Source organism: Pseudomonas sp. RP-B7 (assembly GCF_059803535.1).
In genome coordinates this window covers 30,509-55,288 of the sequence record NZ_JAPFHC010000028.1, presented here as the reverse complement: position 1 = coordinate 55,288, position 24,780 = coordinate 30,509, and the positions used below count along the sequence as shown (strand labels likewise).

At 62.2% G+C, this 24,780-nt stretch carries 24 protein-coding genes; 13 read left to right on the top strand and 11 right to left on the bottom strand.

What is annotated here, in order from left to right; all coding sequences use genetic code 11:
• Positions 1-32: 32 nt before the first annotated feature.
• Positions 33-689 (bottom strand): alpha/beta hydrolase, encoded by a 657-nt coding sequence (locus OPU96_RS22085; RefSeq protein WP_498559684.1) that lies wholly within the window; start codon positions 687-689, stop codon positions 33-35.
• Positions 690-1,034: 345 nt separating this feature from the next.
• On the opposite strand from OPU96_RS22085, the gene OPU96_RS22080 reads away from it, so the two are divergent.
• The 5 genes from OPU96_RS22080 to OPU96_RS22060 all read left to right on the top strand — a co-directional run bounded on the left by OPU96_RS22080 (position 1,035) and on the right by OPU96_RS22060 (position 6,710).
• Positions 1,035-2,066, top strand: coding sequence for an amino acid ABC transporter substrate-binding protein (locus tag OPU96_RS22080; protein ID WP_004371891.1), 1,032 nt, complete (start codon positions 1,035-1,037; stop codon positions 2,064-2,066).
• 72 nt (positions 2,067-2,138) lie between these two features.
• Positions 2,139-3,320, top strand: coding sequence for an amino acid ABC transporter permease (locus OPU96_RS22075; protein WP_192297534.1), 1,182 nt, complete (start codon positions 2,139-2,141; stop codon positions 3,318-3,320).
• Between the two features lie 10 nt (positions 3,321-3,330).
• Positions 3,331-4,428, top strand: coding sequence for an amino acid ABC transporter permease (locus OPU96_RS22070; protein WP_192297532.1), 1,098 nt, complete (start codon positions 3,331-3,333; stop codon positions 4,426-4,428).
• An 11-nt stretch (positions 4,429-4,439) separates the two neighbouring features.
• Entirely contained in the window at positions 4,440-5,204 is a 765-nt protein-coding gene (locus OPU96_RS22065) for an amino acid ABC transporter ATP-binding protein (RefSeq protein ID WP_003171943.1), read from the top strand.
• 252 nt (positions 5,205-5,456) lie between these two features.
• Entirely contained in the window at positions 5,457-6,710 is a 1,254-nt protein-coding gene (locus OPU96_RS22060; RefSeq protein WP_498559683.1) for a CynX/NimT family MFS transporter, read from the top strand.
• Here OPU96_RS22060 and OPU96_RS22055 read toward each other — a convergent pair whose 3' ends face one another.
• From OPU96_RS22055 to OPU96_RS22015, 9 genes are all read right to left on the bottom strand, one after another.
• Positions 6,711-7,352, bottom strand: coding sequence for a DUF1120 domain-containing protein (locus OPU96_RS22055; protein WP_498559682.1), 642 nt, complete (start codon positions 7,350-7,352; stop codon positions 6,711-6,713).
• A gap of 10 nt (positions 7,353-7,362) precedes the next feature.
• Entirely contained in the window at positions 7,363-7,980 is a 618-nt protein-coding gene (locus tag OPU96_RS22050; protein ID WP_498559681.1) for a DUF1120 domain-containing protein, read from the bottom strand.
• A 9-nt stretch (positions 7,981-7,989) separates the two neighbouring features.
• The gene (locus OPU96_RS22045) at positions 7,990-9,117 is read right to left on the bottom strand and encodes a DUF1120 domain-containing protein (protein ID WP_498559680.1); all 1,128 of its coding nucleotides are present in this window, start codon (positions 9,115-9,117) and stop codon (positions 7,990-7,992) included.
• An 11-nt stretch (positions 9,118-9,128) separates the two neighbouring features.
• Positions 9,129-11,579, bottom strand: coding sequence for a fimbria/pilus outer membrane usher protein (locus OPU96_RS22040; protein ID WP_498559679.1), 2,451 nt, complete (start codon positions 11,577-11,579; stop codon positions 9,129-9,131).
• Positions 11,580-11,671: 92 nt separating this feature from the next.
• The gene (locus tag OPU96_RS22035) at positions 11,672-12,409 is read right to left on the bottom strand and encodes a fimbria/pilus chaperone family protein (RefSeq protein ID WP_305392105.1); all 738 of its coding nucleotides are present in this window, start codon (positions 12,407-12,409) and stop codon (positions 11,672-11,674) included.
• A gap of 2 nt (positions 12,410-12,411) precedes the next feature.
• Positions 12,412-13,041 carry a DUF1120 domain-containing protein gene (locus tag OPU96_RS22030; protein WP_498559678.1) on the bottom strand — a complete coding sequence of 210 codons (630 nt, stop codon included), beginning with the start codon at positions 13,039-13,041 and terminating at the stop codon, positions 12,412-12,414.
• A gap of 81 nt (positions 13,042-13,122) precedes the next feature.
• Positions 13,123-13,746, bottom strand: a complete 624-nt coding sequence (locus OPU96_RS22025; RefSeq protein ID WP_226457440.1) for a DUF1120 domain-containing protein — start codon at positions 13,744-13,746, stop codon at positions 13,123-13,125.
• 33 nt (positions 13,747-13,779) lie between these two features.
• Positions 13,780-14,403: a DUF1120 domain-containing protein gene (locus tag OPU96_RS22020; RefSeq protein ID WP_498559677.1), complete on the bottom strand. Its 624-nt coding sequence runs from the start codon at positions 14,401-14,403 to the stop codon at positions 13,780-13,782.
• 37 nt (positions 14,404-14,440) lie between these two features.
• On the bottom strand, positions 14,441-15,082 hold the full coding sequence (locus OPU96_RS22015; RefSeq protein ID WP_226457438.1) for a DUF1120 domain-containing protein: 642 nt from the start codon (positions 15,080-15,082) through the stop codon (positions 14,441-14,443).
• 490 nt (positions 15,083-15,572) lie between these two features.
• Here OPU96_RS22015 and OPU96_RS22010 point away from each other — a divergent pair, with 490 nt between their 5' ends.
• The 8 genes from OPU96_RS22010 (at position 15,573) to dacB (ending at position 23,998) form a co-directional block, all read left to right on the top strand.
• The gene (locus OPU96_RS22010) at positions 15,573-16,316 is read left to right on the top strand and encodes a response regulator (RefSeq protein ID WP_329959630.1); all 744 of its coding nucleotides are present in this window, start codon (positions 15,573-15,575) and stop codon (positions 16,314-16,316) included.
• Positions 16,317-16,514: 198 nt separating this feature from the next.
• Positions 16,515-17,153 (top strand): response regulator, encoded by a 639-nt coding sequence (locus OPU96_RS22005; protein ID WP_226457466.1) that lies wholly within the window; start codon positions 16,515-16,517, stop codon positions 17,151-17,153.
• 195 nt (positions 17,154-17,348) lie between these two features.
• Positions 17,349-17,987, top strand: coding sequence for a DUF1120 domain-containing protein (locus OPU96_RS22000; protein ID WP_226457437.1), 639 nt, complete (start codon positions 17,349-17,351; stop codon positions 17,985-17,987).
• Between the two features lie 100 nt (positions 17,988-18,087).
• The gene (locus OPU96_RS21995) at positions 18,088-18,558 is read left to right on the top strand and encodes a nuclear transport factor 2 family protein (protein ID WP_226457436.1); all 471 of its coding nucleotides are present in this window, start codon (positions 18,088-18,090) and stop codon (positions 18,556-18,558) included.
• A 36-nt stretch (positions 18,559-18,594) separates the two neighbouring features.
• Positions 18,595-18,867, top strand: coding sequence for a GIY-YIG nuclease family protein (locus OPU96_RS21990; RefSeq protein ID WP_305392107.1), 273 nt, complete (start codon positions 18,595-18,597; stop codon positions 18,865-18,867).
• Between the two features lie 75 nt (positions 18,868-18,942).
• Positions 18,943-19,878 carry a glutathione S-transferase family protein gene (locus tag OPU96_RS21985; RefSeq protein ID WP_305392108.1) on the top strand — a complete coding sequence of 312 codons (936 nt, stop codon included), beginning with the start codon at positions 18,943-18,945 and terminating at the stop codon, positions 19,876-19,878.
• A 109-nt stretch (positions 19,879-19,987) separates the two neighbouring features.
• Positions 19,988-22,408: a TonB-dependent siderophore receptor gene (locus OPU96_RS21980; RefSeq protein WP_498559676.1), complete on the top strand. Its 2,421-nt coding sequence runs from the start codon at positions 19,988-19,990 to the stop codon at positions 22,406-22,408.
• 159 nt (positions 22,409-22,567) lie between these two features.
• Positions 22,568-23,998: a D-alanyl-D-alanine carboxypeptidase/D-alanyl-D-alanine endopeptidase gene (dacB, locus tag OPU96_RS21975; protein ID WP_305392110.1), complete on the top strand. Its 1,431-nt coding sequence runs from the start codon at positions 22,568-22,570 to the stop codon at positions 23,996-23,998.
• A 1-nt stretch (position 23,999) separates the two neighbouring features.
• Here the strand turns inward: dacB and OPU96_RS21970 are convergent, their stop codons facing one another.
• Positions 24,000-24,779: an IclR family transcriptional regulator gene (locus tag OPU96_RS21970; RefSeq protein WP_192297498.1), complete on the bottom strand. Its 780-nt coding sequence runs from the start codon at positions 24,777-24,779 to the stop codon at positions 24,000-24,002.
• Between the last annotated feature and the right edge of the window lies 1 nt (position 24,780).

Genomic DNA, 24,780 nt, shown 5'->3' with positions numbered 1-24,780 from the left:
CGTCTGTCATACGGCTACATAAACGCCGGGTTTCAACCCAGGCGGGCGGTCAGCCAGGTGCCGATGTCACGGATCTCTTCGGGTAACACTTCGTGGCCCATTGGGTATTCCTGCCATGTCACGGTGACACCACGGGTCTTCAAATGCTCGTAGGCGCTACGGCCCATGGCGTTCTGTACCACGTCGTCGTACTGGCCGTGCAGGCATAGGGCTGGAATACGTTGCTGGCTGGCGGACAATTCCAGCTCGTCGCTGAAGGTCGGCGCATACGTGGAGAGGGCGATCACACCACCCAAGGCTCCCTGCCATTTGGTAAACGCTGTGTGGAAAACCACTGCGCCGCCCTGGGAAAAACCGGCGAGGAAAATCCGCGAGGCGTCTATTCCGATGCTTTTTTGCTCCTTGATCAAATCCGTGACCATCCGGGCCGACTCTTCCAGTTCTTCCAGGCTGATCGAACGGGCCGGGCTCATGGCCTTGATGTCGTACCAACTGGGCATCTCGTAGCCACCGTTGATGGTGACAGGGCGGGTCGGCGCCTGGGGCAAAACGAAACGGGTGGTCGGCAGGTTTTCTTGCAGTGCTTCGGCCACCGGCAGGAAGTCGTAGCGATCGGCACCCAGGCCATGCAACCAGATTACGCAGGCGTCTGCGGGCTTGGCGGGCTGAAGAATCAAGGGGTCGGTCATGTCTGCTCCATATATGTGCGCGCGCTCCGATTGGGTGCGACGGAACGGTGCGCGACAGGTTGATCTGTTAAGAGAATGTCGCAAGGTTGAATCTTTTTCTATTGACCGTGGGCTGAAACGACTCAGCGCGCAGTCTGGTACGGCGCTTGCTATGGAGAAACCGATGTCAGGTCTCTCCCCTGGCGGTAACACTATCAGTGACAACCGCCTCTGGGATAGCAACTGGACTTACAGCGACAGCCTCATGCCGTTTGACCCCAAAAAAAGCCAACACGGGTCGATGTCGCCTCAAAAGGGTGCGGTGGGGTTCGAGTTCCGACACAACAAGAGCAACTGGAGGTTTGAATGAAGGTATTGAAATCCACCCTGGCCATCGTGACAGCGGCGGCCGTATTGGGTGTCAGTGGTTTCGCCCAAGCCGGCGCCACCCTGGATGCCGTGCAGAAGAAAGGCTTTGTGCAATGTGGCGTGAGTGACGGCCTGCCGGGTTTCTCGGTGCCGGATGCCAGCGGCAAGATCCTCGGGATCGACGCTGACGTGTGCCGCGCTGTTGCCGCTGCCGTGTTCGGCGATGCGACCAAGGTCAAATTCAGCCAGTTGAACGCCAAGGAGCGTTTCACCGCGCTTCAGTCCGGCGAAGTCGACATTCTGTCCCGCAACACCACCATGACCAGCTCCCGTGACGCCGGTATGGGCCTGAAATTCCCGGGCTTCATCACCTACTACGATGGCATCGGCTTCCTGGTAAACAACAAGCTGGGCGTGAAGAGCGCCAAGGAACTGGACGGTGCAACCATCTGCATCCAGGCCGGTACCACCACCGAGCTGAACGTTTCCGACTACTTCCGTGGCAACGGCCTGAAATACACCCCGATCACCTTCGACACCTCCGATGAAAGCGCCAAGTCGCTGGAATCCGGGCGTTGCGACGTGCTGACCTCGGACAAGTCCCAACTGTTCGCCCAGCGCAGCAAGCTGGCCTCGCCGAAGGACTACGTGGTTCTGCCGGAAACCATTTCCAAAGAACCGCTGGGCCCGGTCGTGCGTAACGGCGACGACGAGTGGCTGGCCATCGTGCGCTGGGTTGGCTACGCCATGCTCAACGCTGAAGAAGCCGGTATCACTTCGAAAAACGTTGAAGCTGAAGCCAAGTCCACCAAGAACCCGGACGTTGCGCGTCTGCTCGGTGCTGACGGCGAATACGGCAAAGACCTGAAAGTGAAGAAAGACTGGGTTGTACAGATCGTCAAGCAGGTCGGTAACTACGGTGAAGTGTTCGAGCGCAACCTGGGCAAGAGCACCCCGCTGGAAATCGACCGTGGCCTGAACGCGCTGTGGAACAACGGCGGCATTCAATACGCACCACCTGTGCGCTGATCGCTGATGGTTCTGTCACCCGGTGGGCCAACCGCCGGGTGATGTTCTGTTCCATTATTTCCGGGGCACTTCATGCAAAATCAAATCGGCGCACCAAAGCAGAAGCTCAGCTTCAGCGATCCCAAAGTGCGTGCGTGGCTCTTCCAGATCATCACGATTGTGGCGGTGGTCTCGCTGGGCTGGTACCTCTTCAACAATACCCAGACCAACCTTCAGCACCGGGGCATTACCTCGGGTTTCGACTTTCTTGAACGCAGTGCCGGCTTCGGCATCGCGCAGCACTTGATCGATTACACCGAATCGGACAGCTATGCCCGGGTCTTTGTGATCGGCCTGCTCAACACCTTGCTGGTCACCGTGATCGGCGTGATCCTGGCGACCCTGCTCGGTTTCATCATCGGCGTGGCGCGTCTGTCGCCGAACTGGATGATCAACAAGCTGGCGACCGTGTATGTGGAAGTGTTCCGCAACATCCCGCCACTGCTGCAAATCCTGTTCTGGTACTTCGCGGTGTTCCTGACCATGCCGGGGCCGCGCAACAGTCATAACTTCGGCGATACCTTCTTTGTCAGCAGCCGTGGCCTGAATATGCCGGCAGCGATTGCCGCCGACGGTTTCTGGCCGTTTGTGGTGAGCATCGTGGTTGCCATCGTGGCCATCGTGCTGATGACGCGTTGGGCCAACAAGCGCTTTGAAGCGACCGGCGAACCGTTCCACAAATTCTGGGCGGGCCTGGCGCTGTTCATCGTGATCCCGGCGTTGTGCGCGTTGATCTTCGGTGCGCCGCTGCACTGGGAAATGCCGAAGTTGCAGGGCTTCAACTTTGTCGGCGGCTGGGTCCTGATTCCCGAACTGCTGGCGTTGACCCTGGCGCTGACGGTCTACACCGCGGCGTTTATCGCCGAGATCGTGCGTTCGGGCATCAAGTCCGTCAGCCACGGCCAGACCGAAGCCGCGCGCTCCCTGGGCCTGCGCCCCGGGCCGACGCTGCGCAAAGTCATCATCCCGCAGGCCCTGCGGGTGATCATTCCGCCGCTGACCAGCCAATACCTGAACCTGGCGAAGAACTCGTCGCTGGCCGCCGGTATCGGTTACCCGGAAATGGTCTCGCTGTTTGCCGGCACGGTGCTCAACCAGACCGGCCAGGCCATCGAAGTCATTGCCATCACCATGAGCGTGTACCTGGCGATCAGCATCAGCATTTCCCTGCTGATGAACTGGTACAACAAGCGCATTGCGCTGATCGAGCGGTGAGGAAACCTGCATGAGTACGCATACTTTCAAACCTGATATGCCGCCGCCGAGCAAAGTCTTTGGCCCGGTGGCATGGATGCGCGCCAATCTGTTTTCCAGTTGGCTCAACACCCTGCTGACGTTGCTGGCGTTCTACCTGGTCTACCTGGTGGTGCCGCCGATCCTGCACTGGGCAATCCTCGACGCCAACTGGGTTGGCACCACCCGTGCCGATTGCACCAAGGAAGGCGCGTGCTGGGTGTTCATCCAGCAGCGCTTCGGGCAGTTCATGTACGGCTACTACCCCGGCGACCTGCGCTGGCGCGTGGACCTGACCGTGTGGCTGGCCATCGTCGGCGTGGCGCCGTTGTTCATCTCGCGCTTTGCGCGCAAGGCGGTCTATGGCCTGGGCTTCCTGGTGCTGTACCCGATCATTGCCTACTTCCTGTTGCACGGTGGCATCTTCGGCCTGACCAACGTGGCGACCAGCCAATGGGGCGGCCTGATGCTGACCCTGGTGATCGCCACCGTCGGGATCGCCGGCGCGTTGCCGCTGGGGATTGTGCTGGCGCTGGGGCGGCGTTCGAATATGCCGGCGATTCGTGTGGTCTGCGTGACCTTCATCGAGTTCTGGCGCGGCGTGCCGTTGATCACCGTGCTGTTCATGTCTTCGGTGATGCTGCCGTTGTTCCTGCCTGAAGGCATGGGCATCGACAAACTGCTGCGGGCGTTGATCGGCGTGATCCTGTTCCAGTCGGCCTACGTGGCCGAAGTGGTGCGCGGTGGCTTGCAGGCGATTCCCAAGGGCCAATACGAAGCGGCCGCGGCGATGGGCCTGGGTTACTGGCGCAGCATGGGCCTGGTGATTCTGCCGCAAGCCCTGAAGCTGGTGATTCCCGGCATCGTCAACACGTTTATCGCGCTGTTCAAGGACACCAGCCTTGTGATCATCATCGGCCTGTTCGACCTGCTCAACAGCGTCAAGCAAGCCGCCGCCGACCCGAAATGGTTGGGCATGGCCACCGAAGGCTACGTGTTCGCAGCCCTGGTGTTCTGGATTTTCTGTTTTGGTATGTCGCGCTATTCCATTCATTTGGAACACAAGCTCGACACAGGCCACAAGCGTTAGGAGTTGATGTTATGAGCGAAGCGATCAAACAGCCTGTGAGCCCTGAAGGCATTATTCAGATGCAGGGCGTCAACAAGTGGTACGGCCAGTTCCACGTGTTGAAAGACATCAACCTCAACGTCAAGCAGGGCGAGCGTATTGTGCTTTGCGGCCCGTCGGGTTCGGGCAAGTCCACCACCATCCGCTGCCTCAACCGCCTGGAAGAACACCAGCAGGGCCGCATCGTGGTGGATGGCGTGGAGTTGACCAACGACCTCAAGCAGATCGAAGCGATCCGCCGCGAGGTCGGCATGGTGTTCCAGCACTTCAACCTGTTCCCGCACCTGACCATCCTGCAGAACTGCACCTTGGCGCCGATGTGGGTGCGCAAGATGCCCAAGCGCAAGGCCGAAGAAATCGCCATGCACTACCTGGAGCGCGTGCGCATCCCGGAGCAGGCCCACAAGTTTCCGGGCCAGTTGTCTGGCGGCCAGCAACAGCGCGTGGCGATTGCCCGTGCCTTGTGCATGAAGCCGAAAATCATGCTGTTCGACGAGCCGACCTCGGCACTCGACCCAGAGATGGTGAAGGAGGTGCTGGACACCATGATCGGCCTGGCGGAAGACGGCATGACCATGCTGTGCGTCACCCACGAAATGGGCTTTGCGCGCACCGTGGCCAACCGCGTGATCTTCATGGACAAGGGCGAGATCGTGGAACAGGCGGCGCCGAATGACTTCTTCGACAACCCGCAGAATGATCGGACCAAGTTGTTCTTGAGCCAGATTTTGCATTGATCGATGCTTGAATAAACAAACCCGGCCTGGTGCCGGGTTTGTTTTTTTGGGGCTAGGACGCGTTCAGCGTTTCAGCTTTGTCGTGTTTGGTGTCGCTGAACGTGCCGCGTTCGTAACGTGAGAACGCGTTGTGGCCGCCTCCCAACCGCTTTTAACTGTCTAAAAACCCTAGTGCGTTGCTCTTGTAGGTGTGTCCGAATAGGCTGTGGGGCTGTTCATCCAAACGACCATCCCTCTGCTGGCAGTGGATCCATGACCTCCGAAACCAAGCTTGAAGAACTGTTGATCGACGCCGAAGTGGACGATGCGGTGGTGCAGCACGCCCACCCGCAGGTGAGCCGCCCATGGCTGTTGCTGCTGGGGTTGATCCTGGTGGCGTTGAACCTGCGCCCGGCTTTGTCGAGCATGGCGCCGCTGCTCAGCGAGGTGTCCGCCAGCCTGGGGTTGTCAGCGGCCAAGGCTGGCTTGCTGACCACTTTGCCGGTGCTGTGCCTGGGGTTGTTCGCCCCCTTGGCACCGCTCCTGGCTCGGCGTTTCGGCGCAGAGCGCGTGGTGCTGGGCATTTTGCTGACGCTGGCCGCCGGCATTGTCCTGCGCAGTTCCTTCGGTGAAGTCGGGCTGTTCGCCGGCAGCCTGATGGCCGGTGCCAGCATCGGCATCATCGGTGTGTTGCTGCCCGGTATCGTCAAGCGAGATTTCGCCAAGCAGGCAGGGGCCATGACGGGTGTCTACACCATGGCCCTGTGCCTGGGCGCGGCGGTGGCGGCGGGGGCGACGGTGCCCCTGAGCCAGTATTTCGACGACAGTTGGAATATCGGCCTGGGATTCTGGATTGTACCTGCCGTGTTGGCGGCGTTGTTCTGGCTGCCTCAGGTCGGGCACAAACAGGGGAATCACCGGGTTGCCTACCGCGTGAAAGGGTTGCTGCGTGATCCGCTGGCCTGGCAAGTCACCTTGTATATGGGCCTGCAATCGTCCCTGGCGTACATCGTGTTTGGCTGGCTGCCGTCCATCCTGATCGGCCGCGGCCTGAGTGCCACCGAGGCGGGGTTGGCGCTGTCGGGGTCGATCATCGTGCAGTTGATCAGCTCCCTCGCTGCGCCGTGGCTGGCCACCCGTGGCAAGGACCAGCGCCTGGCCATCGTGGTGGTGATGCTGCTGACCCTCGGCGGTTTGTTCGGTTGCCTGTATGCGCCCATCGAAGGGCTGTGGGGCTGGGCGATTCTGCTTGGCCTGGGCCAAGGCGGCACCTTCAGCCTGGCGCTGACCTTGATCGTGCTGCGCTCACGGGACTCCCATGTGGCGGCCAACCTGTCGAGCATGGCCCAGGGGTTCGGCTACACCCTGGCGTCCCTGGGGCCGCTGGCGGTGGGCGTCCTGCATGACTGGACCGGTGGCTGGGGAGCCACCGGTTGGGTCTTCGCGGTGATCGGCGTCGGTGCGATCGTCACGGGGTGCGGGGCAGGTCGTGCCCAGTACGTCGGCGTCACCAGCGAGAAGGTCTGATTACAGGTACACCACTTCCAGCGTCGCGGAGCCGTCCATGGGGGTCTCGACGCTCAGGTCCAGGTTCTGCTTGGCATTGATCACGGCTTCCAGGGTCAAGGTACTCGTCAGGTTCCGGATGGCCGAAGGCCCGGCGGTGCTGCCCGCCACATCGGTAAAGCCCAGCAAGCTGCGTGAGCCGATGTCGATGGGGTTGGTATTGGACGTACGCCAGGCCACGCCGCCGGTGGTCGATTCGGTGCCATAGGCCACTGCCAAGTCATCGGCCACGGTTTGCTTGGGGTCGAATTTGACCGAGTACACGCCAATCTTGTTGCCCGCGCTGTCCAGGCCCAAGCCGTAGTAGATCTCGCTGTTGACGTGGGCCGTGCCGTCTCGGTTGTCGGCCATGCGCAGCGCATAGCGGCCGGGGGCATTGCAACTGACGGTCAGGGTCAAGGACTTGAGTGGCAGCCGGGTGCCCGTGGCCTGGTTGAGGTCCTGCTGGGAAATCTTGCCGAAGTCGATCAAGCCACCGCCGGCCAGCACCGGGGTGCAGGCCATGGGCGTGATCAGGCCGCCGACGGTCAGTTCGGCGGTGGAGCCGGCATGGGCGGGTATGACATAGGCAAGCCCGGCCACTGCAATCAGCAACATTTTCATGGTTCAACTCCTATAGGTACTTCATGGTCAGGGTCATGGACCCGTCGATGGGAATCTCCTCGGCCAGGGGCAGCGTATTGGCCGGCGCGATGCTGGGCTCGATGTACAGGAATGCTGTCAGTAGCTTTATCGGTGCAGGCACCGGCACCGTCGGGGTCGGCGTGAATGCGGTCAGAAAGTGCGGTGACAGCAACTTCGCGGGTGCCCACGAAGTGGGGCCACTGGAGCCGATGGGGTGCATCTGGACGCCGTCGGCCACCACTGAGTAGACGCTCAATGTCATGGAGCCCAACCGGGTGACGCCATTGATCAACCCCAGGCCGAACTTGAAACTCTGATCGCCGGCATAACTGGAACCCAGACGATTGTCCCGGGGTTCCAGGGCCAATAGGGTGGAGGCTTCGCAGTTGATCGTCAGTTGCAGGCTGTGGGGCGGTAGAACGGTAGGTGCGTCGAGCGTTAGCTCGCGGGCGGCGATTTTGCCCAGGTCGTACAGGCCGCCATTGGACAGGCTCGGTTCACAGGCACTGGGGGTGACCAGGCCGGTGACATTGAGGTCAATACCGGAAGCGGCCTGGGCTGTGTTGACCCAGGTAAAGACAGCGAGGGCGATCAGCAAGGGTTTCATGTCGCGTTCCTATAGATAGATGATTTCGAGGGTGCCTGAGCCGTCCAGCCGGACCTCATTGCCCAGGTCCAGCGAGCCCAGGGGGGCAATCACGGCCTCCAGGCTCAGCGTCGCATTGAGGTTCTGAATCGCGCTGGGGCCGCTGGTACTGCCGGAGGTGGCGCTGAAGCCTAGGTAGCGATTGGCACCGACTGCCGCGATGCGCGCGCTGGCACTGCTCCAGGGCAGGCCACCGCTGGCGGAATCGGTGGAAAAAACCGGGCCTAAGCTGTCGGCCGTGATCCGGCTCGGATCGAACAGCAGCCGGTAACGCCCGATTTTCTGCTGCCGGGCGTCCAGGCCCAGCCCGTAGGCGCTTTCATCGGCGATGCCGGTGGCGGAGCCCTGGCGGTTGTCCTGCATGCGTACGGCGAATGCCGTGGGCCCATCGCAGATGACACTGAGCGACAGCGCCCTTGGCGCCAGGGCGGTGTTTTTGTCCATGCTCAGGTCGCTGACCGACAGCTTGCCCAGTTCCACATGGCCGCCATTGGACAAGGTGGGGGTACAGGCCGCAGGCGCAAAGCGTGCCAATAGCCGCAGCTCCCGTGAACGCCCGGCGGCGAGGGCCTCGAACAGCCCGGCGGTGTCCCAGGTCACGGCGTCGCGCACCTGCGTGGCCGCCTCGCTGGCCCAGGCGCTGGCGTCGATCTGCAACGACAGGTTGCGCCCTGTTACCACGACGCCACCCCGCATCGGCACGACGCCATGGTCCGGCGGCCAAGGCAGTTGCGCGCCGGTCGTGGAGGGCGCCTGGCCCGGGCCCGCAATCTGGCCAAGCTCCACCGCCTGACCATCCAGCACCGCATCGCTGACCCGCAAACCGTAAGTGCCGCGCTCGGTAAAGCGGAACCGCTCGGACCCGGCGCCGGGCCCTCGATAGAACAGGCTCAGATCGCTGGGGTGCGGGCAGTTCAGCGTGAGACTGATCCGCCGCTCTCCCAGCCATCGCTCCGCCGCCGGGGTCACGGCCGTGGCGCGGTTCATCAGGCCGAAGTCCAGCTCTGCCTGGCTGAGGTTGAGTTGGCATTCGTCCGCCCCCCAGGCGCCGGCACTCGTCAACAGAGCCAGGGGATACAGCAGGTGTTTCAGGCCCATGACAGGACTCCTCATGACGGGCGGCACCGGGCCGGTGCGGTTTCGAAATACACCTCGGGGTCGGCGTCTTCCGGCAGTTGGAACTCCAGGCGGCAGCGGGGCTGTCCCGGCGGCTTGACCCAGAGCGGGCGCGGGTCCAGCACATCGGGCAGGAACACTTGGCTGCCTTCCTGCACCAGGGTGACGAACTCACCCTCGGCGGTACTGACGGTGGCGCCCCGTGGCAGCGGCTGGCCGCTGTCGGTGGTGACGTTGAGCAGTGCGCGGCGCGTGAGGGCCACACCAAATTGCACCTTGTCCACCGCTCCGCGGCCGGCGGAGATCATCGCCAGACCGTTGTGGATATCGGCGTTGCGCGGCAGCGAGCGGGTCTGCACTTCCACCGGACTGCGGCCATAGGCGTTGAGCTGCGGCACCACGGCCTGGCCTTGCCAATCGGTCCAGACTGGGCCACTAGGGGTGCTGACCTTGACCCCGGCCATCTCGCCCACCGACATCACGGCGAAGGTCTCGCGCACCGGGTAGGGCGAGAAGGTCACGCCGTCGCCATGCACCACCACGCCGCCACGGGCGCCGCCTTGGTAGCTGGAGCGCTCGTTGTCGGAGCGGGTGTAGTTGAAGTCCAACTGGCTGTACCACGGCAAGGCCGATACGCCGAGCGACGACTCCACTTCGCGGTCGCGACTGTCGCGTTCCACCCCCACCCGGTAGCTGAGTTGGTCGTTGAGTTGTTCGCTCACCCCTACGCCAAGTCGATGTTCACCGCCAGTGTGGCGAGCCCAGGCACGTCCTCGACGGCTTTCGCCCAGCGGCACACTCAGGTTCAGGTAGACGCTGTTGTCGTTCTGCTGGCGCCCCCCCACTTGCCACTCAGCGCTCGCCGACACGGACACCCGGCCAAAACTGCGGCCCCAGGAGGCGAGCGCACGGCTGCTGCTCTCACCGTTGTACGACGCCGTGCGCGAGACGCCGGCACTGAACGCCCCCAGTGCCGGATGCGCCCAGGACGCGGTGAAACTTTGCTGGTCGCGGTAACGCGAACGCTGCTGGTCGCGGCTGTTGCCGACGTAGGTGGAGTCTTCCAGGTCGCGATAGCCCTGGGAGCGCCACGAGCCGCTGGTACTCAGCGACCAACTGTCGTTCAGGCGCTGAGACCAGGAAAGGTCGGTCTGTACCCCGCGATCACGCCCCTCACGGCTGGCCTCGGCGGCCTGGGTGGTGAACTGCAACTGGCTGTCCTGCCAGGGTAGCCAACCCAGGTTCACGCCAACGGCACGATACGCATCGGCCATCAGCCCGCCACCGCCCACGCTGACTTGCGGGTGCACCGTGCCGCTCCAGCCGGCACTGACCACCCAGGGCTCCTTGCCGTCGCTGTCGCCGATCTGGCGCACGCGGCCGGCGGCCACCGAATAGCCTGGTGCCGGCAAGCCCAGGCCGAGCATGCCGGCGGGCACGGTGAAGCGGCGCTCCTCGCCGGTGGTTTCCTTGACCGTGACTTCCACGTCGGCGCGGCTGTTCAAGCGTCGCACATCGGTCAGGGCGAATGGGCCGGCGGGTACCACGGTTGAGTGGATCAGTGCGCCGTTCTGGCGTACCTCCACCTGGGCCGGGCTGTTGGCGATACCGGTAATGGTTGCGCCTTGGTTCTGGTCCTGCAGCGCCGTTTCGGTCAGTACCTGGGCACCGGTGATCTGTGTGCCGGCCAGTACCGGGTTGTAGAGGCTGATCTGACCCGCTTGCAACACCGTCTGCTGCTCGGCGAAGGTGCGTTGGGCGTAGGCGTCCAGGTGCGTGTTGCGCGAGCGGCTGTCTTGCCAGGTTTTTACCTGGCGGCTGCGTACGATCCAATCACCGGCGTTGAAACCCACCTCGGTATTGGCCGAGCCGAAGCGGCTGGTGTTGTCGCCGAACTCGTTGTAGAGACCGGTCAGGTCGTAGTTGAGCAGGCCGGCGAAGCCGCCGGTCTGGTAGCCGGAGATGTCCTGTTGCGCAGGGCGCACGGCGTCGGTCGGTACCACCAAGGCCAGGCTCAGGCTGGCGGGGTCTTGCTCGATCACGGTCTGCGGGAAGCGTTCGGTAAAGCGATGGCAGGTCGGAGCGCCGTCGTCATCGGGCACGATCAGGTTTGCGGCATCCAGCAGTGTGCGGTTGAAACACAAGCCACCCTGTGGCTCGAAGGTCACATCCACCCGGCCACGGCGCTGGCCGTTGACGTTCAGGTTGACGGCGTGCCGGCCTGCGGCAAAGCGCGGTGCCTCCAGCAACAGGTTGGCCAGTTCCGGGTCGATGCCGCGTCTCGACAGGGTTTGGGGGTCGAAGGAGCCGGCGATCAGGTCGTCATGGGCCAGTGCCTCTCCCATGGGCAGTGCACTGCCCAACGCCAGGGCCAGCCCCGCCAGAATATAAGGTGCCGGGCGTGGTGAAACGCCAGGCACGGCGCCGCCGTCGCGGTCAGTCATTGCTGTGCTCACAAGGTCGTACTCAACAGTTGGCGGCCCGCTCACTCTGTGGTGAGTCAGGCCTGATGGTGGCGTTGGCAGGCCACTCTTTTTTATAGGGTGATCGGTGCTTCGTAGGGCGCCACGGCAAAGCCGTAGACCGTGGCCGGCTGCAACTGCACACGGTTCGCACCGCTGCCGCTGGCCGTCACCTTCAGGGTTTCACCCGGCAGCACGTACGTGCGCGGCAACAACGCCGAACCGCCACCGGGCAACAGCTTCAATTCCTGGGCCAGGCGTACCACGTAGGGCGTCGGGTTGCTGACGCTCAGTTGGTCGCTGCTCAAGCGCCATTCCAAGCCGGTCCAGGGTGTGCGGTTGGGCGCCAGGCCCTTGGGATGCAGAATCACGGGTAGGTTCTGGCGCACGGTGACGCCCACTCGCGCATGCCCGGCCTGCGCGGCGGAACGCCCCTGGGGCATGCCTTCGAAAATCACCCGCTTCAAGCGCTGGGTCGTCAGCGGCTCGGCTGATTGCAGGATGAACCGGATCAGTTGGCTCTTGGCCGGCTCGACCCTTGCCAGGGGGGGCGTGACGAACAGCAGCGAAGCCTTGTCCTCGGGGATGTCTTCCAGGGTCACGTGCAACAGGGCCAGTTTGTCGTCGGTGTTGGTGACCGTCACCGAGGCTTCGCCATCGGCCTCGTTGACGATCACCACCGAGGTGTCGGGCACCATGCCATCGGCCAGTACCAGCGCAGGTGCGCCGCATGCCAGGGCGAGTGAGGCGAGGTAAATGCCGGCGTAGCGCAGGTACGTGAACAGTCGGGTAAAAAAGGGTAGGGGATTCATGGCTACAGATACCTCAGGTCAAGCACGATGGACCCGTCCAGGGGCACCTCCTGCTTGAGGGTCAAATAGGCGGCGGCGTTGATGGACGTGTTGACTTGCAATGTGGCCGTCAGCAGCCGGTGCGGCTCCGGCACCAGCGTGCCGGGATGGGCAAAGCCCATGTAGTTGTTCGGGTAGGCGTTGGATTCCGGAAACCAGGTCAGGCCCTGGTTGCTGGACGCCAGCACCAGCACGCGCTCGCCATCGCCCATCACCTCGCGAAACACCAGGGACACAGTGCCCAGTCGTTCGGTCGGGGCGTGGATGTTGGTGCCTAGGCCGTAGTAGAAACCTGGGCCCAGGGATGAATCGGCGCGGTTGTCCATGCCCACCAACACGAACAGCACCGGTTCGTTGCAACTGACCACCAGTTCCAGGACCTGGGTCGGCAGGGCGCTGTACTCGTATTGGTTGAGGCTGCGTGCCGGTACCCTTCCATGGTCGACAATGCCGTCGGCCGATAATGTGGGGGCGCAGGCACTGGGCGTGATCAAGCCCGTGACGTTCAGTTCGGTACTGGACGCTGCCAGCACCGACGAGCCGACGCTGAGCAGATAAAACAGGGCAAGAAGGCGTGAAGAAACGTGCTTCATGGAGGAGGTTCACCGGTTGCCTGGTTCAGGGGGCAAGGCGCGACGACGACAGGAGGGGGCTGTCGTCGCGCGCTTCAGGGGTTACAGGTAGCGCACGGTGACGGTCACCGAGCCGTCGATGGCGGCTTCGTTGGTCAGGGTCAAGCCACTGGCCGGAGCGATCTTGGGGCCGACACGCATTTCCGAGGTCAGCACCTGGACCGGGATCGGTGCATCGGCGCTGGTGTTGGCGACCGAGATCAGGTTCTCGGGCATCAGGTAGCGCTCAGTGAACCAGGTGACACCGCCGTCCTCGGAACCAATGGCTTTGACTGCAACGCCATCAGCTATAGGCGAAAGCAGTCGCAGGGTCATGGCGCCGAGTTTTTCGGTGTCGTTGATCAAACCCAGGCCGAATTCCATCATGTCGTTGCCGTGGTTCGACCCGGCGCGGTTGTCGTCGGCGTCGAGGGCCATCAACGTCGCCGCGTCACAGGTGACGGTGAGCTGCAGGGATTGTTCGGCAAGTGGGGTCATCTGATCGATGTTCAGGTCCTTGGCCGAGATCTTGCCGTAGTCCACGGTCCCGCCGTTGGACAGTGCCGGCGTGCAGGCGCTTGGGGTGATCAGGCCCTTGACCGTCAGGTCGACACTGGACGCAGCAAACGCAGTGGCGCTACTGGCGGCCAGCAGGGCGACGGCGACGGATTTGAGTACGGTGTTCATGGTGAGGCTCCAGGTTGAGATGAAAAGAAGGCGTTACCAGTACTTGAGTTGCAGCGTGGCCTGACCATCGATGGGCACTTCGTCGAGCAGGGTCAGGTCGCTGGCGGGCACGATCACGGTGAATGCCCGCAAACGTGCGTTGAGGGTTTGCAGGGCCATCGGGGTGTAAGGACCTGCAGGCGGGGCGAACGAGGTCAGGGCCGCATGCCCCAGGTACGAGGACGGACGCCAACTGGCGCCGTTGTCGCGGGACAGGATGGTTTGCACCGGCACGCTATCGGCCACCGGGTCGAACACGCCAAACGCCACGCTGCCGAGTTTCTGGTCGTCGTTGATGATGCCCAGCCCATGGTGTGCCGGGTTGATCGCCGAGCTGCCGGCGCGGTTGTCGACGGTGGTCAGGGTGAAAAACGTCGCCCCCTCACACTGCACCTGTAGCTGCATTTCCCCGGCTTGCAGGCTGGTCGGGAAGTCCGGGTGCAGATCCTTGGCCGTCAGCTTGCCGTGGTCGATCACGCCACCGCCGGACAGCACAGGCGTGCACGACGCCGGGGTGATGATCCCGGTGACGCTCAAGTCCTGGCTGCTGGCGGCAAACACGCTGGGTGAGCAGGCCGCCAGCAGAATGGCGAAGGCGACCGAGGGGGTTCTTTCCATGGGCACAAGTCCTTGTGAGTGGGCGGTTGGGGGAGAGTCAGAGGTACAACAGGTCCAGTGAAGCGCTGCCGTCCAGGGGCACTTCTTCCCTTAAGGGCAGATCTTTGCTGGGCGCGACGAAGGTGATGATCTGCAGGTCGGCCGTGACTGCGCGCAGCGCTTTGGGAAAGTAAGGGCCACCGACACCTGGGGTATCACTGAATGAGTTCCAGTAGGTGTGCCTCATCATGCCCCCCGCGAATTTCGACCAGCTCTGGCCTTGATCGAAGGAGTGGATCGGGAACACGTCGGAGTCCGCGACAGGGTTGAGCAAGTCAAGGGAGTAGCTGCCTAACTTCTGGGTACCGTTGACGTAGCCCAGGCCGTAGTACCACGTGAGGTTAGGGAAGAGTGACGAGCCAAAACGGTTGTCCTTGGCGTTCAGGGCAAACAGAGTCGGGGCCTCACAGGCGATGCTCAGTTGAAGTGTGGCGGGGGCGAACTCGGTAGGGGTGTCGACCGACAGGTCCTTGGCGGGAATCTTCCCGTAGTCCACGGTGCCCCCTTGGGTCAAGTTGGGTACGCAGGCACTTGGCGTGATACTTCCCTTGACGGTCAGATCCACGTTGCTGGCGGCCAGTACGCAAGACGTACCGCCCAGCAGGACGGCAGCCACCAACGTGGCGAGTGAAGCTTTCATTGAATGGGGCTCCTAGGCGTTTTTAAGGGACAGGGAGCTCTAGGCGGTGCGCTGAGGGAGTGGCAGTGTGGTTGTTTTAAGCCCCCTCGCGCCTTCTTGAGCCCGAGCGACGGCGACTTTAGCGGTGGGGCCTGCGAGGGTGAATGCAACTATTACGATAGTGCTCGCCGGTGTTGCTGGCGCGTTGGAAGGCCTCTTTGTGTCTGTAGGAAATTCTGCGTTGTCGTAGTTGTTGTATCGCCATCATCTACCCGCTCGGATACTTTCTGCGCACTTAAATAATGGCTATTCACTCATTTGAATGGCTGTAAAGGCCCTTGCGCGAAAAAATCGAGTGAGGTCGACCGACAGGTCGGCAATCGTCGTCCCTTGCTGGGCTGACGCGCTGATCGTTTTGCACGAGGTAGCTATGCAGGATCCGACTGCTGGCTGTAGTCCGCAATGCTTTCCCCCGTCAGTGTCCCCGCCTGTCCATTGGCAGAAGGTGCGGGTGTTACTGGCAGACGATCACCGGGCCTATCGTTTGTTGATCGGCTCTTTCTTGAGCACGCTGGGTGTGGCGCACCAAACCGTCGGTGACGGGCAAGCGGCCCTTGATGCATTGGCCGCACGACCTTTTCATCTGCTGATCAGTGACTGCCGTATGCCTGGGATGGATGGCTATGCCCTGACACGGGAGCTGCGCCGTCGTGAGAACCGGGCTGGAACCGCACGTCTGCCAGTGATCGCCATGACGGCCGGCCTGGATGCCGAGCAGATGCGCCGTTGCGTTGACTGCGGCATGGATGACTGGATGCTCAAACCCGTCACCCTTGAGCAATTGCGTGAAGCGCTGCTGTATTGGTTGCCCGACCCCGAGTCCCGTGTACACCCAACAAGGCATGCGGCCAATTTGGCACGTATGCATGGCTGGTTGCCGACGCGCGCCAGCCTTATTGCCAGTTTTGGCTTTTGGGAGGTGGTGGAGCCCTTGTTGTTCTGCTTGCTCCAGGAAGCGCACGATGACCTCACCGCGCTTGGGCAGGCGCGCGAAGCCTTGGACGTCAAGCTGACCGTCGAGCATCTGCACCGGCTGGTGGGCGGGGTAGCTTTTTTAGGCGATACCGGTCTGGAGCAACGTGCAATCCGCTTGATCGAGCGGGTCCGGCGCAGTGGTATCGCGGCCAATAAACCCCTGCTGGAACGGTTCGAGCAAGAAATCGAACGGTATCTGTCTTACTTGGCCAATCTGTAGCGTCCTACATAAATAAGAAGGAGGTTTCCTTTCTGTCGTGTAGGTTGTTTCTGTACTCCAATTCTTTTTATGCTGTAGGCATAAGTTTTCGCCGTATAAATAAAGGGCGCACCGGAAATCGGATTGTTTCCAAGTGTTGTTGTAACAAGCGTGTCGAGGTATTTTGAAAAAACTCAAATTGCCATCATGGATAGCACGATGTTTCGGATAATGATTGCCGACGATCACCCCATTGTTCGTGTTGGTCAAAAAGTGGTCATCGAGGCCAGCGGCGTGTTCAAGGTCGTTGGGGAAGCCAATGGTCCCGACCAGCTCCTGGCATTGATGGCGACTACGCCATGCGATGTGATTGTGACCGACTTTGCCATGCCCGGTGACCAACAGGCAGACGGTTTTGGCTTGCTGGGACTGCTACAGCGCCAGCATCCGACGCTGCCGGTGATTCTGGTGACCATGTTCGCCAACGTGGCCACGCTCAGGGCTGCTTTCAGCCACGGAGCCCGCGCCATTGTGGCCAAGAGCGCCTCTGCGAGCGAGCTGCCGTTGGCCCTGAAGGCAGTGATCCATGGGCGCACATTTGTCAGCGAGTGCTTGCGTACCCAATTGGATATGGCGGGTGCCAGCAGTGATCAGCCGCCCCAGTTATCCGGCAAAGAGCGTGAGGTTGTACGCATGTTGGCCAGTGGTATGACCGTCAGCCAGATTGCCGCGCAAGTCAATCGCAGCATATCGACGATCAGCAAGCAGAAAAGTACGGCGATGTTACGCCTGTGCATTTCCACCGATGTGGATTTGTACGCCTATGCTCGAGAGAGTGGCATGGTGCCAAAGAGTTGATCGCGTTCTTGATCGCGCAAGTGTTAGTTGTATTCAGATAGGTTGGAAGTTTGCCGCATTCGTAATACTTGTATTTGGGAAGTTTGGTGTCGGGATTAGAGTGGGTGGGTGTTATTGCTATATAGGGCGATGACACTAATCCTCTAGTCCGACAAATTAACCTGTTATGCAGGTTGTTAGTGTGAGCAACTTTATATGAAACAGTCTTTGAGTCTAATGGCTGCGGCCATCGTGCTGTCTGCCATTTCCCCTGTGTATGCCGCGTCTAGCGTGGACTTGAGCGTCTCCGGGACCATCACTCCGTCGGCCTGTACCCCAACGCTCTCAGCGGGTGGGGTTGTGGACCATGGGAAAATATCGGTTCAGGACCTGGGTAACGCGCCGACCCCGCTCCCGGAAGCGGTCCTGCAATTGGCGATCAATTGTGAAGCCGCGACATTGGTTGCTATCAAGGGCACAGACAACCGTGCAGGCACTTCCGCAGAATCTGACATCGGGCTGCCCAACTACGGCTTGGGACTGACCTCCGGCAACAAGAAAATCGGCTGGTACCGACTGAAAATGCTGAACGCACTCGCTGACGATATTCCCCGCGCAGTCATCGAGTCCATCGATGGTCAAACCTGGATGGATGCGCCAGACGGCACGATCTGGCAGCCGAGCTGGATGCGTTCCCTGACGGGCGCAGCGGGGGTTGGTGCGGTTCCACTGCCCATGCAAATGTTTACGACGGATGTGGTGGTTGCAACGACCATCACTGACAAGCGGGAACTTCCTGTCGCCGAAGAAATCCTGATCGATGGCAGCGCCACCTTGGACATCGTCTACCTGTAACACTCCGTGCATCACTCATTCGGTTGGCGAATGCCCATGGCTTTCCCCAGCATCGCGGATTATCGTGCAGCTCACCTGCCGATAATCAAGGAGCCTGCCCATGAGTGAAGCCCACACCGCCCTTATCACCCACTTCTATGCGGCATTCCAACGCCTGGACGCCGAAGCCATGGCCGCTTGCTACACCGATGACGTGGTGTTCAGCGACCCGGCCTTCGGCGAACTGCACGGGCGCGATGCCGGTGACATGTGGCGCATGCTCACCACCCGTGCCAAGGACTTTTCCCTGACCTTCGACAATGTGCGTAGCGACGAACGCAGTGGCGGCGCGCATTGGGTGGCGACCTACCTGTTCAGCGCCACCGGCAACACGGTGGTCAACGATATCCAGGCACGCTTTGTGTTTCGCGACGGCAAGATCTGCGAACACCACGACAGCTTCGACCTGTGGCGCTGGTCGCGTCAGGCGTTGGGCACCAAGGGCTTGTTGTTGGGCTGGACACCGTTGGTGAAAAACGCAGTGCGTGCCCAGGCATTGCGCGGTTTGAAGGCATTCCAGGCCAGTCGTTGATAAGCTTGGCGCCTCTTTGCCTTGCCGAATCCATCTGTGAACACGCCTGAACCCAAACCCTGGTTTGTCTACCTGGTGCGCGCCGCCAACGGCTCGCTGTATTGCGGCATCAGCAATGACCCGCTGCGCCGTTTTGCCATGCACCAGAGCGGCAAGGGCGCACGCTTTTTCCTGTCCAGCCCGGCCGTGGCACTGGTGTACACCGAGCAATGTGCAAGCAAGGCCGAGGCGCTGCGTCAGGAACGGTTGATCAAGAAACTGAAGAAAAGTGCCAAGGAATGCCTGGCGGCCAGTGGCTCATTGATTTGACTGATGGGTTCCCATCGCCCCCAACCAGGATTTTGCAGGCTAAGCTAGCGGCTCACTTCTGGAGCGGAGTCCGGCATGTCTGAGCTTATTCTTCACCACTACCCCCAATCCCCCTTCGCAGAAAAAGCCCGTCTGTTGTTGGGCTTCAAAGGCTTGTCTTGGCATTCGGTGCTGATCCCGCCAGTCATGCCCAAGCCGGATTTCACCGCGCTCACCGGTGGCTATCGCAAGACTCCGGTGCTGCAAGTGGGCGCCGATATCTACTGTGACACCGCCTTGATCGCCCGCCGCCTGGAGCAGGAAAAAGCCGCCCCCGCGCTGTTTCCCCAAGGCTTGGAACTGGTCACCCAAGGCTTCGCCGCCTGGGCCGATTCGGTGGTGTTTTCCCATGCCGTGGCGCTGGTGTTCCAACCTGAGTCCCTGGCGGTCAAGTTCGCCAAGGTGCCGCCCCAGATGCTCCAAGTGCTGGTAGCCGACCGCGGCAAACTGTTCAGCGGCGGCACGGCGGCACGTGTGCAATTGGACCAGGCCCTGCACCAATGGCCGGCGATTGTCAGTCGCATCGATCAGCAATTGAAGCACCAAGCCGGGGATTTCCTGTTCGGCGAGCCCTCCATTGCCGACTTCGCCCTGGCCCACCCGTTGTGGTTCCTCAAAGGCTCCTCGGTGACATCGCCGCTGGTGGACGCTTACCCGCCTGTTGCCGCCTGGCTGGACCGCGTGTTGGGCTTCGGCCATGGCACCTCCAACCAGATGAGCGCCGAGCAGGCCCTGGAGGTTTGCCGCAACGCCACGCCAGCCCCTCTGCCGGATGAAGTGTTCGAAGACTTGAACGGTTTCACCCCAGGCCAGCAGGTGAGCATCAGTGCCACCGACTACGGCACCGATCCGGTTGCTGGTGAGTTGCTGTTTACCGGGCGCGAAGAACTGATCCTGCGCCGCAGCGACGAACGTGCTGGCACCGTGCATGTGCATTTCCCGCGCATGGGTTTTCGCATTCAGGCGCAATAAACAAAATATTTTGCAAAGTAAGGTGAGGTAAACCGGCGGCCCATACGTGTAGTGCTTGAAACTGCGATCAATTCGCATTAACAGCGTTTTCTACACGGGTTCTCACAGCATGAAGTTGACGGCGGTCGGTTGGGTTAAACAGTGGCTGGGAGCCTCGGTATTGGCGGTCTCGGGGTTGGCGTTGCTGCCCCTGGCCGTGGCGCAGGCGCAGGAACAACAAAACGCCCAGTTCAACTTTGCCCTGGCAGCCAAGCCGCTGCCCCAGGCCTTGAGCGATTTCAGCCGGGTCACCGGGATCAGCGTGATCTACACCGATGAAGCGCCCTACGGTCTCAGCGCCCCGGCGGTCAACGGGCAGATGAGCGCGACCCTGGCCCTGCAACGCCTGCTCGGCAACTCCGGTTTCACCTTCCGCCAGATCGACGCCCGCACCCTGGCCCTGGAACCCGCGCCGACCGAAGGCGCAGTCAACCTCGGCGCCACCACCATCAGCGGCGTCGGCCAGCAGACCCAGGACAGCACCAGCTACCAGCCGCCGCCCACCAGCTCGGTGATGCGCTCGCGCGGCCTGCTGCTGGAAACCCCGCAAACCGTCAACGTCGTGCCCGCCCAAGTGCTGCGCGACCAGACCCCACGCAACCTGGATGACGCCCTCGGCAATATCAGCGGCATCACCCAGGCCAACACGCTGGCCAGCACCCAGGACGCGGTGATGCTGCGCGGTTTTGGCGATAACCGTAACGGCTCGATCATGCGCGACGGCATGCCCGTGGTGCAGGGTCGGGCGCTGAACGCCACCGCTGAGCGCGTCGAAGTGCTCAAGGGCCCGGCGTCGTTGCTGTACGGCATCCAGGACCCGGGCGGCGTGGTCAACATCGTCAGCAAAAAACCGGAACTGGTGCAGTCCACCGCCCTGACCGTGCGCGGCTCGACCTTCGGCGACGGCAAGAATGGCAGCGGCGGCAGCCTCGACACCACCGGCCCGATTGGCGACAGCGGCCTGGCCTATCGGCTGATCGTCGACCATGAAGACGAAGACTACTGGCGCAACTTCGGCACCCACCGCGAGACGCTGGTGGCGCCGTCCCTGGCCTGGTACGGCGACAACACCAAGTTGCTGTTCGCCTACGAGCACCGCGAGTTTCTCTCGCCGTTCGACCGCGGCACCGCCATCGACAAGTCCAACCACCCGCTGGACATTCCGTCCACCCGCCGGCTGGATGAGCCCTTCAACAATATGGAAGGCCGTTCCGACCTGTACCGCTTTGAAGCCGACCACGACCTCAACGACGACTGGAAGGCCCACTTCGGCTACAGCTGGAACCGCGAAACCTACGACGCCAGCCAGGTACGCGTCAGCGCCGTGGCTACCAACGGCGCACTGACGCGCAGGATGGACGGCACCAAAGGCGCGATCACCACCGACCGCTTCACCACCGCCAGCCTCGAAGGCAAGGTCAACGTGTTTGGCCTGCAGAACGACCTGGTGTTCGGCATGGACGACGAGTATCGCAAGATCTACCGCGCCGACCTGATCCGCCAGAACTCGCGTGGCTCGTTCAACTACTACAACCCGGTCTACGGCAATGAAGTCGCGGGCACTAACGTCAGCGCCGCCGACAGCGCCCAGACCGACCTGCTGCGCAGCGACTCGCTGTTCTTCCAGGACGCGATCCACCTCACCGACCAGTGGATCTTCGTCGCCGGTGCGCGCTACCAGATGTACGACCAGTACGCCGGCAAAGGCGTGCCGTTCAAGGCCAACACCAACGGCAATGGCCAGGCCTGGGTGCCGCGTGCGGGCCTGGTGTATCGCTATACCGATGAGTTGTCGTTCTATGGCAGCTACACCGAGTCGTTCAAGCCCAACTCCACCATCGCCGCCCTGGCCGATGGCAGCACCTTGACCGGGGACCTGACGCCAGAGCGATCCAAGTCATGGGAACTGGGGGCCAAGCTCGACATTCCTGGGCGCATCACCGCCAGTGCGGCGCTGTTCAATATCGACAAGCGCAACGTGCTGGTGTCGTCGGAAGTGGCGGGAAGCACCATCTATAGCCTGGCTGGCCAGGTGCGCTCCCGTGGCCTGGAACTGGACGCCAGCGGCCAGTTGACCGACCAATGGAGCCTGATCGGCAGCTACGCCTATACCGACGCTAGGGACACCAAGGACAAAGATCCGACCCTGGAAGGCAACCGCCTGCAAAACGTCGCCAAGCACACCGGCTCGCTGTCGGTGGCCTACGACTTCGGCAGCATTTTCGGTGGCGACCAGTTGCGCGTGGGCACAGGTGCACGCTACGTCGGCGAGCGCGCGGGTGACGCGGCCAACGACTTCACCTTGCCGGGCTACACCGTGGCGGACGCGTTTGCCACCTACGACACCAAGATCGACGGGCAGAAGGTCAAGTTCCAGCTCAACGTGAAGAACCTGTTCGACCGCACCTACTACAGCTCGGCGGCCAGCCGCCTGTTTGTGTCGATTGGCGATGCGCGGCAGGTGTCGGTGTCCAGCACGTTGGCGTTCTAAACCTGGCCCCTGTGGCAAAGGCGCTTTGCGCAGCAGTCCTCGTCTTTCCAAGCAAAGTGCCGGGGCCGCTGCGCGACCTGACGGCAGCAGGCTCCCTCGCCACAAGGGAAGCGAGCTGGTAGCGTGGCCGCACTGATTTTTCGCGGAAACACCTTACTGATGCCATTTGGAAAGTTGATCTACACCAGCGCACTTCTGTTGTTACTCAGCGGTTGCGCCAGCGTTTCGCAAACCACTTCCCTCGACCAACTCCTGGCCGACCCGGCGCTGCACGGCGCCACGGTGTCGCTGACGGTGCGTGATGCCCGCAGTGGCAACATGCTCTATCAGCACAACCCACGCACACGGCTGGTGCCGGCCTCCAACCTCAAGTTGTTGACCACGGCGGCGGCGATGGATGTGCTGGGCCCGCAATACCGTTTTGCCACGCAACTGTTGAGCAATGGCACCCGGCAGGGCGAGCGCCTGGGCGGCAATCTCTACCTGCGCGGCCTGGGCGACCCGACCCTGCAATGGGCCGACTATCAGGCCCTGGCCGCGCAATTGGCCAGCCAGGGCATCCGCCAGGTGCAGGGCGACCTGGTGTTCGACGACAGCTGGTTTGATGCCGAGCGCTTGGGGGTCGACTGGTCCCACGATGACGAAAGCACCTACTACGGCGCGCAGATTTCGGCGCTGACCGTGTCACCCAATGCGGATTTTGATGCAGGCACCGTGCTGGTCACGGCCAAGGCGCCGGTGCGGGTCGGCCAGCCGGTGGGCGTGGAGATCTTCCCTCCCACCGACTACCTGCAACTGAGCAATCGCGCGGTCAGCGGGCCAGGCAACAGCTATGGCATCAACCGTCGCCACGGCACCAACCTGCTGCAGCTCAGCGGTGCGCTGGCGCCGGGTAAACAGAGCAAGCAACTGCTCAGTGTCTGGGAACCGACGCAATTGGTCGCCAACCTGTTCGAGCAGGCGCTGGCGCAGCAGGGCATCACCGTGCTCGGCCGTCGCGTGATGGGCGGAGCAAGCCCGGCCACGGCGAACGTGTTGGCCGAGCACCAGTCGGCGCCGTTGCAAGAATTGATTACGCCGCTGCTCAAGCTGTCGAACAACAATATGTCCGAAGCCTTGCTCAAGGCCATGGGCCGCAAAGCGTCGAATAGCGGGACAGCGTCGGCAGGCGTGGTGGCGGTGGCGGGCTTCATGCAGCGCCAGGGGCTGGATACGACGATGTTGAGGCAGGTTGACGGCTCGGGCCTGTCGCGGCTGAACCTGGTGTCTTCGCAAACCCTCACCGACCTGTTGCTGGTCGCAAGCAAACAGCCCTGGTTCGACGCCTGGTACAACGCGCTGCCGATTGCCGGCAACCGCGATCGCATGACCGGCGGCAGCTTGCGCTGGCGCCTGCGCAAGACCCCGGCGGCAGATAACCTGCACGCCAAGACTGGTTCCATGGTCGGCGTCTCTTCGTTGGGTGGCTACATCACCGACGCCCACGGGCGCCGCTTGGTGTTCTCGATGATCAGCAACAACTACCTGGCCAGTGGCGCGCAGATCAAAGCCCTGGAAAACCGCGTCGCGCTGACCCTGGCCAACTGGTGACTCAGGGCTGATAACCCATGCGCCAACTCACGGCCCGGGTCGCGGCCAGCAAGTGCTGCGCCGCCGGGCCGTCTTCATCGGCGTGGAACAGCGAGGTGGGACCGACCACCGTCATCACCGCCGCCACTTGCCCGACGGCGTTGAACACCGGCGCCGACAGTGCATCCACACCCGGCATCAGCAAGCCATGCACAAAGTGCAGGCCACGGGCGCGGATCTGTTCGCACGTGGTCGCGTAGGCCTGATCGTCGGCCAGGGCGTGGGCGATACCGGCCTGGATCTCCCGTTCACGCAACTCCACGGTTTCCCGCGAGGGCAGGAAGGCGCTGAATACCAAGCCGGTGGACGAACTGAGCAGCGGCAACACCGAGCCCAATTGCGTCACCACCGTCACCGCACGCACTGCCGGTTCGATATGCACCACGGTCGCGCCCTGGTTGCCCCATACCGCCAGGAAGCAGGTTTCATTCAGCTCATCGCGCAGTTCCGCCAGGGGCAGGGCGCCGACTTTCAACACGTCCATGCTGCCCAGCGCCGCCAGGCCCACGCGCAACGCTTCGCGACCGAGACCGTAATGGTTGGTGGCGGTGTTCTGTTCGGCAAACCCCGAGGCGATCAACGCCTGAAGATAACGATGCACCTTGCTGGCCGGCATTTGCACATGCTCGGCCAGGCGCGACAGCGACGTGGCCGGCGACAGTTCGGCCAGGGCCTTGAGGATGTCGGTGCCCACTTCGGCCGAGCGGACTTTCTGTTTGCCTGTGTCGCGGGGCTTTTCCATG

Bases quoted from the DNA above. Each gene is read 5' to 3' on its own strand.
- OPU96_RS22085 (WP_498559684.1), bottom strand. From the start codon at position 689: ATGACCGACCCCTTGATTCTTCAGCCCGCCAAGCCCGCAGACGCCTGC.
- OPU96_RS22080 (WP_004371891.1), top strand. From the start codon at position 1,035: ATGAAGGTATTGAAATCCACCCTGGCCATCGTGACAGCGGCGGCCGTA.
- OPU96_RS22075 (WP_192297534.1), top strand. From the start codon at position 2,139: ATGCAAAATCAAATCGGCGCACCAAAGCAGAAGCTCAGCTTCAGCGAT.
- OPU96_RS22070 (WP_192297532.1), top strand. From the start codon at position 3,331: ATGAGTACGCATACTTTCAAACCTGATATGCCGCCGCCGAGCAAAGTC.
- OPU96_RS22065 (WP_003171943.1), top strand. From the start codon at position 4,440: ATGAGCGAAGCGATCAAACAGCCTGTGAGCCCTGAAGGCATTATTCAG.
- OPU96_RS22060 (WP_498559683.1), top strand. From the start codon at position 5,457: ATGACCTCCGAAACCAAGCTTGAAGAACTGTTGATCGACGCCGAAGTG.
- OPU96_RS22055 (WP_498559682.1), bottom strand. From the start codon at position 7,352: ATGAAAATGTTGCTGATTGCAGTGGCCGGGCTTGCCTATGTCATACCC.
- OPU96_RS22050 (WP_498559681.1), bottom strand. From the start codon at position 7,980: ATGAAACCCTTGCTGATCGCCCTCGCTGTCTTTACCTGGGTCAACACA.
- OPU96_RS22045 (WP_498559680.1), bottom strand. From the start codon at position 9,117: ATGGGCCTGAAACACCTGCTGTATCCCCTGGCTCTGTTGACGAGTGCC.
- OPU96_RS22040 (WP_498559679.1), bottom strand. From the start codon at position 11,579: ATGACTGACCGCGACGGCGGCGCCGTGCCTGGCGTTTCACCACGCCCG.
- OPU96_RS22035 (WP_305392105.1), bottom strand. From the start codon at position 12,409: ATGAATCCCCTACCCTTTTTTACCCGACTGTTCACGTACCTGCGCTAC.
- OPU96_RS22030 (WP_498559678.1), bottom strand. From the start codon at position 13,041: ATGAAGCACGTTTCTTCACGCCTTCTTGCCCTGTTTTATCTGCTCAGC.
- OPU96_RS22025 (WP_226457440.1), bottom strand. From the start codon at position 13,746: ATGAACACCGTACTCAAATCCGTCGCCGTCGCCCTGCTGGCCGCCAGT.
- OPU96_RS22020 (WP_498559677.1), bottom strand. From the start codon at position 14,403: ATGGAAAGAACCCCCTCGGTCGCCTTCGCCATTCTGCTGGCGGCCTGC.
- OPU96_RS22015 (WP_226457438.1), bottom strand. From the start codon at position 15,082: ATGAAAGCTTCACTCGCCACGTTGGTGGCTGCCGTCCTGCTGGGCGGT.
- OPU96_RS22005 (WP_226457466.1), top strand. From the start codon at position 16,515: ATGTTTCGGATAATGATTGCCGACGATCACCCCATTGTTCGTGTTGGT.
- OPU96_RS22000 (WP_226457437.1), top strand. From the start codon at position 17,349: ATGAAACAGTCTTTGAGTCTAATGGCTGCGGCCATCGTGCTGTCTGCC.
- OPU96_RS21995 (WP_226457436.1), top strand. From the start codon at position 18,088: ATGAGTGAAGCCCACACCGCCCTTATCACCCACTTCTATGCGGCATTC.
- OPU96_RS21985 (WP_305392108.1), top strand. From the start codon at position 18,943: ATGTCTGAGCTTATTCTTCACCACTACCCCCAATCCCCCTTCGCAGAA.
- OPU96_RS21980 (WP_498559676.1), top strand. From the start codon at position 19,988: ATGAAGTTGACGGCGGTCGGTTGGGTTAAACAGTGGCTGGGAGCCTCG.
- dacB (WP_305392110.1), top strand. From the start codon at position 22,568: ATGCCATTTGGAAAGTTGATCTACACCAGCGCACTTCTGTTGTTACTC.
- OPU96_RS21970 (WP_192297498.1), bottom strand. From the start codon at position 24,779: ATGGAAAAGCCCCGCGACACAGGCAAACAGAAAGTCCGCTCGGCCGAA.